Raw genomic sequence first — 12,053 nt, forward strand, 5'->3', positions numbered from 1 at the left:
ATAAGGATAATGAGACTATTTCGTAGGGATATCTCTTTTGGGATAAAGAAATAGTCTTGTTATCCTTTTATTTTTTAAGGAGGAAAGAAATATGATGTGGTTTTATTTAATTTTGGCAGGATTACTGGAAGTTGTCTGGGCGACAACCATGAAATTAAGTGATAGTTTTAGTAGAGTCGGCTATAATATCATAACAGTATTTGGCATGATTTTGAGCTTTTACCTTCTTTCTAGAGCTTTGAAAGATTTACCTATGAGTTTAGCCTATCCTATTTGGACTGGGATTGGAGCCATTGGGACTGTAATTGTTGGAGTTGTTTTTTGGGGAGATTGTTTATCACCTTTATCTTACCTATTTTTGGTTCTGTTATTAATTGGAATTATTGGTTTAAAAGTGACAAGTAGCCATTGAGCCTTTTGGAGAAAATTATGGATTTGACTAGATTTTTTCTTATTTTTTTTGTAAAATGGAAAGAGTAAATGGCGTAAAGCCTAAATAAAAAGGAGACATAACTAATGGTAAAATTGGTTTTCGCTCGCCACGGTGAGTCAGAATGGAACAAAGCTAACCTTTTCACTGGTTGGGCTGACGTAGATCTTTCAGAAAAAGGAACACAACAAGCTATTGATGCTGGTAAATTGATTAAAGAAGCGGGTATCGAATTTGACCTTGCCTTTACATCAGTTTTGAAACGTGCGATTAAAACAACTAACCTTGCTCTTGAAGCAGCTGACCAACTTTGGGTGCCAGTTGAAAAATCATGGCGCTTGAACGAACGTCACTATGGAGGTTTGACAGGTAAAAATAAAGCTGAAGCGGCAGAACAATTTGGTGATGAACAAGTTCACATTTGGCGTCGTTCATACGATGTATTGCCACCAGCTATGGCAAAAGACGATGAATATTCAGCACATACTGATCGTCGCTATGCTCACCTTGACCAATCAGTTATCCCTGATGCTGAAAACTTGAAGGTCACTTTGGAACGTGCCCTTCCATTCTGGGAAGACAAAATCGGTCCAGCACTTGTTGATGGTAAAAACGTTTTTGTTGGAGCACATGGTAACTCAATCCGTGCTCTTGTTAAACATATCAAAGGTCTCTCAGATGATGAAATTATGGACGTTGAAATTCCAAACTTCCCACCATTGGTATTTGAATTTGATGAACATTTGAACGTTACTGCTGAATACTATCTTGGCAAATAAGTTTAGTTAAAACCAAATCTTCGGATTTGGTTTTTAGTTTCACTTAGATTGAGTCTATGATTTTTAAAATCAAAGTCACCTCGTTGATTTTGATGCAAATAGCAAAATTCAATACAACAATACAAAAAGTCAGCAAGGTCCGATTTTGATTTTTTAAGACTACTGTTTGGTAAAAATAGTTGTGAAGGTATAACATGTAGAATTCACAATTTAAGTTTTGGTCATTTATCACATCAAATTCATGAAGGTAGTTTTGTTTTCAGAAGACATACTTTCGGAGGTGAGGTCTGCTTTTCGATAGAAAATGTGACATAATATCCTTGAAAATGAAGAACCATCTTTTTCGTATTGTAAACTATGTAAAAATATTTTGAAAAAAGGCGCGTAGTTAGAAAATGATTATATACATTTTTTCTGTATATGGCGTGATTATTCATTATCAGTCAATGATAAATTATTTATTTTATGGTATGATGGATATACATATGAATGCGCGGAGGTATTAAGAGTGAAAGCGAATGAGCGTCGTCAAAAAATTTTGGATAGTCTAAGTCAGGTTACTGATCCAATTTCTGCCAGCCGCTTGGCTAAAGACTTAGGGGTGAGTCGTCAAGTTATTGTTGGGGATGTCGCTTTGCTTCGTGCTAATGGAAGTGATATTATCTCTACACCGCGAGGTTATGTTCTAACGCAGTCTCTTTATTCTAGTCAATTTATTGGAAAGATAGCCTGTAAGCATGATTTATCAACAACACAGCAGGAGTTAGATACTATCATCTCAAAAGGGGGGATTGTTGTAGATGTTGAGGTTGAACATCCAGTCTATGGTATGTTGACAGCTCCTTTGAATATCAAGACGGAAGAGGATATTGTCAATTTCATGGGTAAAATTGAAACTTTACATGCTAGTCTTCTTTCTACCCTTACACAAGGGATTCATGTTCACACCATTTCTTGTCAAAATAAGGAAATATTTGATGACATCAAGATGAGTTTATCACAAGAGGGTTTTTTGTTAGAAGAAGGATAGAATGGTGTCTTGACATGTGACAAATGTTGTTTTATAATAGTTTTCAAACATTGATGAGATGATAAATCTCTGATCCAAGGAGTTTGAAAATGAAAAAGAACCATACGAAACAATTAGCTTTTACTGCAATTTTAGTTGCTTTTGGGATTTTAATTCCTATGATTATGCCGGTTAAAATCATTATTGGCCCAGCTTCATTCACGTTAGCAAGTCATGTCCCTTTGTTTTTAGCTATCTTTATTTCACCAACTGTAGCTGCTTTGGTCGCTCTAGGAACGAGTTTGGGATTTTTGCTAGCAGGTTTCCCTATTGTTATTGTTTTGAGAGCGCTGTCACATTTAATTTTTGCCTCAGTAGCTGCTTATTGGCTAAAGAAATATCCAGAGCAAATTTTAAAAACTTTACCAACCTTTATGTTTGCTTTGATTGTCAATCTTTTGCATGGTCTTGCTGAGTTTGTAGTTGTTTATGTTCTGACGGTGACTTCAAATAGTGGTATAGCTTACATTTGGTCTTTAGTTGGGCTCATCGGTTTTGGTTCGATGGTTCACGGAATTGTTGATTTTTATATTGCTTATTATCTTTGGAAAATTCTTTCTCAAAAAGTTGGGATTGACTTTTCAGTCAGTTCAAATTAGAGCTGTACAGAGGTCTATTTTTAGACCTCTTTTTGAGTGAAATTTTCAAGATATTCTAGTATGGTAAATCTTTAATGCCTAATATAGTCAATTAGTTTATCTTTTATTACTTCAACGTAAGAGGAAACTCCGTTTCCTTATTTCCAACTTCAAACACTCCACTGGAGTATTTGAACTCGCCTTGCCGTACTTTACGAAAGTGACTTGCTTCGCATGTCTTATTTCCAACCTAGAACAGCCTAGAGGCTGTTCTAGCAACATGCAGCTCGTTGCCTAGTACTAAAAGACTATATTAAACAAAATAGCATAGAAATTAAGTGGTGGATATAATGTTTCTACGAGACGAATATTCATATTTAGAATTTGAAAAAAAGCCTATTTTAGTTTATAATGGGAATGCTATAGTGACAGAAAGGATGTGAGGTCAAAAAATGACTACATATAGGTTTCCTTCGGTGGCAGATAGTGAGCCCATTATTGAGACACCAAAAGCAATGAAAATTTATGAGAATGAAGATCTCATCACAAATATTCAGGGCCTCTATCAGGAAAAAGATTATAGCGATGTAACGTACGATTATGAATTTGTTAACCAACGGGTCTCTAGAGGAAAAGAATCTTTTGAACGTGAAAAAACAATCAATGAAGGAAAGTCTTACGCAGAGTTGGCTCGTGAAAAAGCTAGACGTGATGTGCAAGAAAAGCGACAAACTTATCTAGTCAAGGACATAAAAAAGCCATCGAAGCCGACTTTCCAGAAAGACTTACAGTCTAGCTTACCTAAGAAAAAACAGCTACCTGTAAGTAATTTGAACTGTTTGGCAGACAAACTGCGGCAAGAAGATTATATTTTAGCGGAATTGCCAATAGTTTATCAGGAGCCTGTAAATGCTTCGAGAAAATCAAGCAAAAAAAATAACTATGATTTTTTAAAACGCAGTCAAATTTACAACAAAAAAGAAAATCAGTCTCACAAAGAAGCACTTTTTGCTCAAGAGCTGAATTTGTCACGCTTTGAGGATGTCAAGTGATAGTTATTGTCGCTATCTTTGCAACCTATATTTAAGGAGAAAACATGTCTAAAACTTATCATTTTATCGGAATTAAAGGGTCAGGGATGAGTGCCCTCGCTCTTATGCTTCATCAAATGGGGCATAAAGTACAAGGCTCTGATGTACCAAAGTACTATTTTACTCAACGCGGTCTGGAACAAGCGGGGATTCCTATACTCCCGTTTTCAGAAGACAATATTACAGCTGATGTCGAATTGATTGCTGGAAATGCCTTTCGCGAAGATAATAACGTTGAAATTGCTTATGCCATTCAAAATGGTTTTAAATTTAAACGATATCATGAATTTCTTGGTGAATTTATGAATCAATTTACCAGTCTTGGCGTTGCTGGAGCTCATGGTAAAACATCAACCACTGGCCTTTTATCTCATGTCTTGAAAAATATCACTGAAACGTCATATTTGATTGGTGATGGTACTGGACGAGGTTTGGCAAATAGTCAATACTTTGTTTTTGAGTCGGATGAGTACGAGCGTCATTTTATGCCTTATCATCCAGAATACTCTATTATCACTAATATTGACTTTGACCACCCAGATTATTTCACTAGTGTTAATGATGTTTTCGATGCCTTCAATGACTATGCTAAACAAGTCAAAAAAGGTCTCTTCCTTTATGGCGAAGATACTTTTCTCCGTAAAATAACGGCCAATGCCCCGATTTATTATTATGGTTTTAATGAAGATGATGATTTCATGGCTTATGATATCACTCGAACAATCAATGGCTCAGACTTCAAGGTTAAACACAAAAATGAGGAGTTAGGAAGTTTCCATGTGCCAACTTACGGTCGTCATAACGTTTTAAACGCGACAGCAGTTGTTGCAAATTTGTATATTGCAGGGGTTGATATGACGCTAGTGGCTGAACACTTAAAAACATTCTCGGGAGTTAAGCGTCGTTTTACAGAAAAAATCATCAACGGAACTGTCATTATTGATGACTTTGCACATCATCCGACAGAAATTATTGCGACTTTGGATGCTGCCCGTCAAAAATATCCATCAAAAGAAATTGTTGCCATTTTTCAACCGCATACCTTTACACGTACCATTGCCCTTTTGGATGAATTTGCTGATGCTTTAAATCAAGCTGATGCCGTTTATCTGGCTCAAATTTATGGTTCCGCACGTGAGGTAGATCATGGGGATGTCAAAGTTGAAGATTTGGCTGCAAAAATTGTTAAACCAGCTAAAGTTGTGACAGTTGAAAATGTATCTCCTCTCCTTGACCATGATAATGCTGTCTATGTCTTCATGGGTGCAGGAGACATCCAACTATATGAACGTTCCTTTGAGGAATTATTGTCAAATTTAACAAAGAATACCCAATAATATGCAAGGGGCTGATGAAGGCTCCTTCTTTGCGCATTTTGAGAGGAAATTTATGATTATCAGACACGCAAATATGGAAGATTTGGAAGATGTGGTACGTATAGAACAGGCAAATTTTTCACCAGCTGAAGCAGCTACTCCTGAGGCAATGGCAGAGCGGTTGAAGGTCATTAGCGATACATTTTTAATTGCAGAAATCAACGGAAAAGTCGCAGGATACATCGAAGGACCAGTTGTGACACATCGCTACTTGACAGATGAGCTTTTTCATCACGTGGTCCCTAATGTAGCAGAAGGTGGCTTCATCGCTGTTACGAGTCTATCCGTTTCTGAGGATTTTAAAGGTCAAGGAATTGGGACATCTTTATTAGCAGCCTTAAAAGATCTAGCTGTTTCTCAAAATCGTTTAGGGATTAACCTGACTTGCCATGACTATTTGATTGGTTACTATGAAATGAATGGATTTGTTGATGAAGGTGAGTCATTGTCAACACACGGTGGTACTAAATGGTATAATATGGTTTGGGAAAATCCATTGAAAAAATAGTAAAACGCTTTCTGTTTGTTACGAAATGATAACAAAATATTGATTTTGTTGATTTTATGCTATTTTTAGGTTATAATGGCGATTGATTAAAACTAGGAGGACTAGCTTTGACCGATTTTGAAAAAGACAAAGATACTAGCCAAGAAGCAAAAAGTTTCAAGGAGCAGATACTAGAAGAGATTAAAGAAGCTAATCGCTTGCGTCAGCTCCGAGAGGAAGAGATGTTCCGAAAAGAGCAAGAGGCTAAAGAAATTGCTCAAAAATCCTTGGAACAGCAAGAGAAAGTTACTCAGCAAAACAAAGATGCTGATTTGATTGCAGAAAAGATTAGATTGGCAGAAGAAGCTCAGAGAGCTCTCGAAGAAAATCAATTGCATTTGACTTCAGAACGTCAAAAAGTTGATGAAGCATTAGAAAGTCTAGAACAGGCTTTTACATTGCCTCACAGTAAAATAGTTGAGCCTACTGAGACTGTTTTAGACGAACAAGTAGGGCAAGTCAAAGATGAGCCAAGATATCAGCCTGATAATGAGAAGGAGCTTGTGCAATCAGTGACAACTAAAAGTGTCCCTGTAGAACAATCTACTATTCCAGAAGAGCCAGTAAGACCATCTAAAATAAGACGAAAACGTCAAAGAACAGATAGTCTTGCAAAGCGCATTGCTTCAGCAATCATTTCCATAGCTGTGATTTTAATCTTGGTTGGAGGTTTCTTCACCTATCGATATGTGACCGGTGCAGTTGGTCCATTGGACAAATCATCGTCCAAATATATAACAGTAGAAATTCCTGAAGGTTCTGGAAATAAGTATATTGGACAAATCCTTGAGAAAGCTGGAGTTATTAAGGATGCAAATATCTTTAATTTCTACACCAAGTTTAAAAACTATACGAATTTTGGTAGTGGTTATTATAATCTTAAAGCGAGTATGGATTTAGATGAGATTAGTAAATTGTTGCAAAAAGGTGGAACTGTTGAACCAGAGCGACCAGCTCTTGGAAAAATTCTAATTCCTGAAGGTTATGCAATTAATCAAATTGCGGATGCGGTGACGGTTAACACTATTGCACAAAAAAGCGAGAAGACTTCAACACCATTTTCAAAGGATGATTTTCTGAAACTAATTCAGGATGAGACATTTATTGCTAAGATGGTAGCCAAGTATCCAAATCTATTTGCAAGTCTTCCAAATACTGATCAGGTAACATATCGTTTAGAAGGATATCTTTTCCCAGCAACATACAATTATTATGAAGATACCACACTTGAGGATTTAGTCGAACAAATGATTTCAACGACAGATTCCTATTTATCATCTTACTATGATACAATTGCAAGTAAAGGCATGACTGTTAATGAAGTGCTTACATTAGCATCTCTCGTTGAAAAAGAAGGTTCAACTGATGAGGATCGTCGAAATATTGCTAGTGTTTTCTATAATCGTCTCAATGCTAATATGCCATTGCAAAGTAACATTGCAATCCTGTATGCAATGGGTAAACTTGGAGAAAAGACCAGCTTAGCAGAAGATGCAGCTATTGACACAACGATTGATTCGCCGTATAATATTTATACTAATACTGGCTTAATGCCTGGTCCAGTTGATAGTCCTAGTCTATCAGCTATTGAAGCGACTATTAACCCAGCTTCAACTGACTATCTTTACTTTGTGGCAGATGTTAAAACTGGAGCAGTTTACTACTCCGAAACGTTTGAAGAACATCAAGCCAATGTTGAGAAATATATCAATAGTCAATTAAATCAGTAAATTGTATGTAAGCATGGTGTCAGCCTAGGCATCATGCTTACGTTTATAGTGGAGTCAATACTTCAACTTAAATATATTTAGGAAAGAGAATAAAAATGGCAGAAAAAACTTATGTAATGACACTTGCTGAAAAAGCACAACTTGAAAAGGAACTTGAAGATTATAAACTTGTTCGTCGTCCAGAAGTTGTTGAGCGTATTAAAATTGCTCGTTCATATGGAGATCTTTCAGAAAACTCTGAGTATGAGGCTGCAAAAGATGAACAAGCCTTTGTTGAAGGACAAATTCAAATTTTGGAAACAAAAATTCGCTATGCAGAGATTATTGATAGCGATGCTGTTGCAAAAGATGAAGTTGCGATTGGAAAGACAGTTCTTGTTCAAGAAATTGGTACAAGTGATAAAGACACATATCATATCGTTGGTGCAGCAGGAGCAGATATTTTCTCAGGAAAGATTTCCAATGAAAGTCCAATCGCTCAGGCTCTTATCGGAAAGAAAACAGGAGATATTGCTACAATTGAATCCCCCGCAGGTAGCTATGATGTGAAAATCCTAAGCGTTGAAAAAACAGCGTAAAAACTATCAATGAAGTCAGCTTTCACTATTTTTGGAGTATGATTTCAAAATGATGATGCAGGTCCCATAATTTCGTAATGAGTAAAACTGTCCATTGCAAAATTATTGGGGTCTTTTTGATGCACCATAGGGTCTAAAACAAAATTTAGAACCTGTATTCAACCGAAATCAAAAATAGCAATCTCCTATTTATTCACGAGTTATACCTTTTTAACATAACAAAAGATTTCATCAATCGTGTAATTATCCATTTTTAATATATTCAATTACTATCAGATAGCTATTTTTAGTCAGTATTAGCAAGTATTTCTTGAAAATATAGTAGGGTAGGTGCCGGAGATGAGGATCTTAGTTAAAGACGGTAATCAAAAAGACACTCCGTTTGCTAGAATGTTTACCTAGCAAATGGAGTGTCGTCTTTTTATAATATATTAACGTTTACGTTGTTTGCCTGCGTTGCGGCGTTTGTTTGATTTGGTAGAAATCACCGATTGAGTTTGTTGGTTATTTGTTTGTGTTACATCTTTGCGAGCTTTGGTAGATTTGTAAGCTTTGGGTGGATTTTTTTCAAATTCAGCAGCAATTTTTTTACGAAGACGCGGTTTAATGACATACATGGTAATCAATTGTTGGAAAATTGAGAAGAAGCCTCCGACCAACCAATAAAGACCGACTCCTGCTGGAAGATTGATAGACATAAAAATCATCATTAATGGAGTTACATACATCATTGACTTCATTTGTGCTTTTTGTTCTTCAGGAACACCGTACATAGACAACCATGATTGACCAAAATAGAGAACTGCAATGATAGCTGTTAAAGCGAGACTGCGCTCACCAAGATTCATCCCTAAAAATGTACTTTCGGAAACGCCATCTGTAAAGCGGGCAGCATAATACATAGCAGTGAAGAAGGGCATTTGGATGATAAGTGGTAAACATCCAATACCACCAAATGGACTTACACCATTTTCTTTTTGAGCGGCCATTAGTTCGGTTTGGGCAGCTAATTTTTCTTCTTGTGTAGAGGCGTTGCGCATGCGCTCGTTGATAGGTTCAAAGATTGGTTTTAAGTAGGCCATCTTTTCAGATTGGTAGCTGGCTTTCCAAGATTGGTACAAGCCCAGCGGCAAAATGAGAAAACGAACAATAATAGTTACTAAGATAACTGCGATACCAAAACCAAGTCCGAGATCGTTAGCAAAATACTGGATAACAGCTCCCATAGGTTTGACGAGGAGGTTATAAACCCAACCATCACCAGTTGGTACGATTTGCCCATTCTTTTTGGTTGTCTGAACACAACCTGCTAAGAATAAGAGCATTGACAAGCTTAGTCCTGAAAGCAGGACACGATTAAGTTTCTTTTTCAATGGTAAATATTCCTTTAAATTTAATAATACCTTACTATTTTACTGTTTTTTAGCAAAATATACAATAGTTCTAGAGACTGATTTTAATTAGCCATACGAAAATCACTATAATCGTCAAAAGATCCCATCTTGACATCGACATAGGTCACCTTTGCCCATTTTGATGGCCCTTTGCGGATTTCTTGAATGAATTTGGCCATCTTAGCAGCATCATTTGACTGCGCTAAAATTTCTACAGTACCATCATCATTATTCCAGACACGTCCATAAATATCGCCTAGTTCAAGTGCTAACGCATAGGTTGAATAACGAAAACCAACGCCTTGAACACGTCCAGAGACAATTAAATGTACTTTTTTCACGCAAATCCCTCCATTATGTTATAATATTCCTATGACTATTATAACCTCAAAATCAAACAATCTCATCAAAAAAACAAAAAAACTTTTACAAAAAAAGTATCGACAAGAATCGTATCTTATTGAGGGGTGGCATTTATTCGAAGAGGCTCAAAATTCTGGTGAGACTTTTCTTCATATTTTTGTTCTTGAGGAAATGGCGGAGCGACTTCCAAATGTCACTAATGTAACTCTTGTGACCAATGATGTCCTCAAAGAGTTGACAGATTCTCCAACACCTCAGGGAATCGTTGCCGAAGTTACTATGCCACATCGTGAATTAGAAGAGTTACAAGCGGGGCGTTATTTGGTCCTTGAGGATATTCAAGATCCCGGAAATCTTGGTACTATGATTAGGACGGCTGATGCGGCTGGTCTTGATGGCGTCATTATTTCAAACAAGTCTGCAGATATTTACAATCAAAAAACCTTACGCTCTATGCAAGGTAGTCATTTTCACTTGCCTATTTGGCGGACGGATGTTATCAGAGCTTGCCAACAATTACAGATAGTAGGTGTGCCTGTCATGGCGACGACTCTTTCTCAGCAGTCTGTGGATTTTAGAGTGATTCAAAATCCCTCCCACTTTGCTCTTGTTATGGGAAATGAAGGACAAGGGATCTCTAAGGAGATGGCTGAGCTTGCTGATGATTTGCTACACATCACTATGCCAGGGAAGGCAGAGAGTTTAAATGTTGCTGTTGCTACGGGTATTGTTCTTTTCAGCTTAATTTAAGTTACTATGTTATAATGGTAGTATAAGAGGTGACTTGTATGAAAAAATATGAACAAGATCAAGAATTTATGAAATATGTGGGGCATTTAATTGACCACCCACGCTTTCAACGTTTGGATGGAATTATACAGCACCAACATTCTACGCGAATGGAGCACTCTATAAATGTCGCCTACACCAGTTTTCGGATTGCTAGAAAACTAGGGTGGGATTCTAAGTCAACAGCTCGTGGTGGTCTTTTGCATGACTTTTTCTACTATGACTGGCGAGTGACCAAATTTAATAAGGGACATGCTTGGGTTCATCCTAGAATTGCTGTGCGTAACGCAAGAAAACTGATTGATTTAAATAAAAAAGAAGAAGACATCATCCTCAAACACATGTGGGGAGCTACCATAGCACCGCCGCGTTACAAGGAAGGTTATATTGTTACGATGGTCGACAAGTATTGGGCGGTCAGAGAGGCTGCTAGACCTTTACGGAAAATTTTTTCGAAGCCAAGACGCTTCAGCCGTAAGATTCTACACAGTGATCACTAATTACGTATACAAGGGAGTTCCGCTTAGTTTCTATTTATTTTTAAGGAGATATGATGAACGATAATCTTATTTACACAGAAGCAGACAGTGGTTTAAACCGCTTCTTTGCCAAAATTTATGGCCTGGTTGGTATGGGGATTGGCTTGTCAGCCTTCGTTTCCTACCTCATGCTTTATATTTTTACGGATAACATGTTAGGAATCATGATAAATTCCCCTATGATTTACTATGGTGCGATTTTATTAGAATTGGTGCTTGTTTTCGTCGCTTCCGGTTCGGCAAGAAAAAATTCGCCGTTGGCCTTGCCTTTGTTTTTAACTTACTCAGCTCTAAATGGCTTCACGCTCAGCTTTGTGATTCTTTCTTATGCCAGAACAACGGTCTTTCAAGCCTTTCTGACATCGGTGGTAGTCTTTTTGGTTATGGCAGTCTTAGGTGTGGTGACTAAAAAGGATTTGTCAGGTTTAGCTAAAGCATTCTTTGCGGCAATTATTGGTATTATTGTGGCAAGTCTAATCAACATGTTTATTGGTTCAGGAACCATGAGTTATATCATTAGTATTGTATCCGTTTTAATTTTCTCAGGTCTCATTGCTTATGATAATCAGATGATTAAACGTGTTTACGATGCTACTGGTGGTAATGTTGGAGATGGCTGGGCTATTTCTATGGCGCTCAGTCTCTACCTTGATTTTATCAACTTGTTCTTAAATATCTTACGTTTATTTGCGAGAAATGATTGATGAGAGTTGGCTTTTTGCCAACTTTTTTCTGTATTTTTTGCAATAGCAGTGCTTTATGTTATAATAGTTTTAATATTTTGAATTTT

14 protein-coding genes are annotated in these 12,053 nt (G+C 37.0%); 12 read left to right on the plus strand and 2 right to left on the minus strand.

The window, feature by feature from the left end; genetic code table 11:
- Positions 1 to 91: 91 nt before the first annotated feature.
- From ABZ559_RS05895 to greA, 9 genes are all read left to right on the plus strand, one after another.
- On the plus strand, positions 92 to 412 hold the full coding sequence (locus tag ABZ559_RS05895; RefSeq protein ID WP_367007522.1) for a multidrug efflux SMR transporter: 321 nt from the start codon (positions 92 to 94) through the stop codon (positions 410 to 412).
- 104 nt (positions 413 to 516) lie between these two features.
- The gene (locus ABZ559_RS05900) at positions 517 to 1,209 is read left to right on the plus strand and encodes a phosphoglycerate mutase (RefSeq protein ID WP_018376490.1); all 693 of its coding nucleotides are present in this window, start codon (positions 517 to 519) and stop codon (positions 1,207 to 1,209) included.
- Positions 1,210 to 1,717: 508 nt separating this feature from the next.
- On the plus strand, positions 1,718 to 2,239 hold the full coding sequence (locus tag ABZ559_RS05905) for a transcription repressor NadR (RefSeq protein ID WP_367007523.1): 522 nt from the start codon (positions 1,718 to 1,720) through the stop codon (positions 2,237 to 2,239).
- Positions 2,240 to 2,328: 89 nt separating this feature from the next.
- Positions 2,329 to 2,877, plus strand: coding sequence for a hypothetical protein (locus ABZ559_RS05910; protein WP_367007524.1), 549 nt, complete (start codon positions 2,329 to 2,331; stop codon positions 2,875 to 2,877).
- Positions 2,878 to 3,308: 431 nt separating this feature from the next.
- A complete protein-coding gene (locus ABZ559_RS05915; protein ID WP_367007525.1) occupies positions 3,309 to 3,908 on the plus strand; it encodes a hypothetical protein in 600 nt (199 codons plus the stop codon).
- A gap of 44 nt (positions 3,909 to 3,952) precedes the next feature.
- Positions 3,953 to 5,284 carry a UDP-N-acetylmuramate--L-alanine ligase gene (gene murC, locus ABZ559_RS05920; protein ID WP_321057124.1) on the plus strand — a complete coding sequence of 444 codons (1,332 nt, stop codon included), beginning with the start codon at positions 3,953 to 3,955 and terminating at the stop codon, positions 5,282 to 5,284.
- Positions 5,285 to 5,336: 52 nt separating this feature from the next.
- Positions 5,337 to 5,831, plus strand: coding sequence for an N-acetyltransferase (locus ABZ559_RS05925; RefSeq protein ID WP_317336240.1), 495 nt, complete (start codon positions 5,337 to 5,339; stop codon positions 5,829 to 5,831).
- A 107-nt stretch (positions 5,832 to 5,938) separates the two neighbouring features.
- Positions 5,939 to 7,600, plus strand: a complete 1,662-nt coding sequence (gene mltG, locus ABZ559_RS05930) for an endolytic transglycosylase MltG (protein WP_367007526.1) — start codon at positions 5,939 to 5,941, stop codon at positions 7,598 to 7,600.
- Positions 7,601 to 7,695: 95 nt separating this feature from the next.
- The gene (gene greA / locus ABZ559_RS05935) at positions 7,696 to 8,178 is read left to right on the plus strand and encodes a transcription elongation factor GreA (protein WP_018376483.1); all 483 of its coding nucleotides are present in this window, start codon (positions 7,696 to 7,698) and stop codon (positions 8,176 to 8,178) included.
- Positions 8,179 to 8,609: 431 nt separating this feature from the next.
- On the opposite strand, the gene yidC is transcribed toward greA, so the two are convergent.
- Both yidC and ABZ559_RS05945 read right to left on the minus strand, forming a co-directional pair.
- The gene (gene yidC / locus ABZ559_RS05940; RefSeq protein WP_367007527.1) at positions 8,610 to 9,551 is read right to left on the minus strand and encodes a membrane protein insertase YidC; all 942 of its coding nucleotides are present in this window, start codon (positions 9,549 to 9,551) and stop codon (positions 8,610 to 8,612) included.
- An 83-nt stretch (positions 9,552 to 9,634) separates the two neighbouring features.
- Positions 9,635 to 9,913, minus strand: coding sequence for an acylphosphatase (locus ABZ559_RS05945; RefSeq protein WP_018376481.1), 279 nt, complete (start codon positions 9,911 to 9,913; stop codon positions 9,635 to 9,637).
- 31 nt (positions 9,914 to 9,944) lie between these two features.
- Between ABZ559_RS05945 and ABZ559_RS05950 the strand changes: the two genes are divergently transcribed.
- The 3 genes from ABZ559_RS05950 to ABZ559_RS05960 are packed head-to-tail and all read left to right on the plus strand — an operon-like array spanning position 9,945 to position 11,967.
- Positions 9,945 to 10,685, plus strand: a complete 741-nt coding sequence (locus ABZ559_RS05950) for an RNA methyltransferase (protein ID WP_026217212.1) — start codon at positions 9,945 to 9,947, stop codon at positions 10,683 to 10,685.
- A gap of 38 nt (positions 10,686 to 10,723) precedes the next feature.
- Positions 10,724 to 11,224 carry an HD domain-containing protein gene (locus ABZ559_RS05955; RefSeq protein ID WP_273404892.1) on the plus strand — a complete coding sequence of 167 codons (501 nt, stop codon included), beginning with the start codon at positions 10,724 to 10,726 and terminating at the stop codon, positions 11,222 to 11,224.
- A 53-nt stretch (positions 11,225 to 11,277) separates the two neighbouring features.
- A complete protein-coding gene (locus ABZ559_RS05960; RefSeq protein WP_018376478.1) occupies positions 11,278 to 11,967 on the plus strand; it encodes a Bax inhibitor-1/YccA family protein in 690 nt (229 codons plus the stop codon).
- Positions 11,968 to 12,053 lie beyond the last annotated feature (86 nt).

The organism is Streptococcus sp. ZY19097, from assembly GCF_040731245.1.
Taxonomy (GTDB): Bacteria; Bacillota; Bacilli; order Lactobacillales; family Streptococcaceae; genus Streptococcus; species Streptococcus orisratti.

Excerpts from the sequence above, each read along its gene's own strand:
- murC (WP_321057124.1), top strand. The coding sequence starts at position 3,953 with ATGTCTAAAACTTATCATTTTATCGGAATTAAAGGGTCAGGGATGAGT.
- ABZ559_RS05960 (WP_018376478.1), top strand. The coding sequence starts at position 11,278 with ATGAACGATAATCTTATTTACACAGAAGCAGACAGTGGTTTAAACCGC.
- ABZ559_RS05950 (WP_026217212.1), top strand. The coding sequence starts at position 9,945 with ATGACTATTATAACCTCAAAATCAAACAATCTCATCAAAAAAACAAAA.
- ABZ559_RS05910 (WP_367007524.1), top strand. The coding sequence starts at position 2,329 with ATGAAAAAGAACCATACGAAACAATTAGCTTTTACTGCAATTTTAGTT.
- ABZ559_RS05925 (WP_317336240.1), top strand. The coding sequence starts at position 5,337 with ATGATTATCAGACACGCAAATATGGAAGATTTGGAAGATGTGGTACGT.
- ABZ559_RS05895 (WP_367007522.1), top strand. The coding sequence starts at position 92 with ATGATGTGGTTTTATTTAATTTTGGCAGGATTACTGGAAGTTGTCTGG.
- greA (WP_018376483.1), top strand. The coding sequence starts at position 7,696 with ATGGCAGAAAAAACTTATGTAATGACACTTGCTGAAAAAGCACAACTT.
- ABZ559_RS05915 (WP_367007525.1), top strand. The coding sequence starts at position 3,309 with ATGACTACATATAGGTTTCCTTCGGTGGCAGATAGTGAGCCCATTATT.
- ABZ559_RS05900 (WP_018376490.1), top strand. The coding sequence starts at position 517 with ATGGTAAAATTGGTTTTCGCTCGCCACGGTGAGTCAGAATGGAACAAA.
- ABZ559_RS05955 (WP_273404892.1), top strand. The coding sequence starts at position 10,724 with ATGAAAAAATATGAACAAGATCAAGAATTTATGAAATATGTGGGGCAT.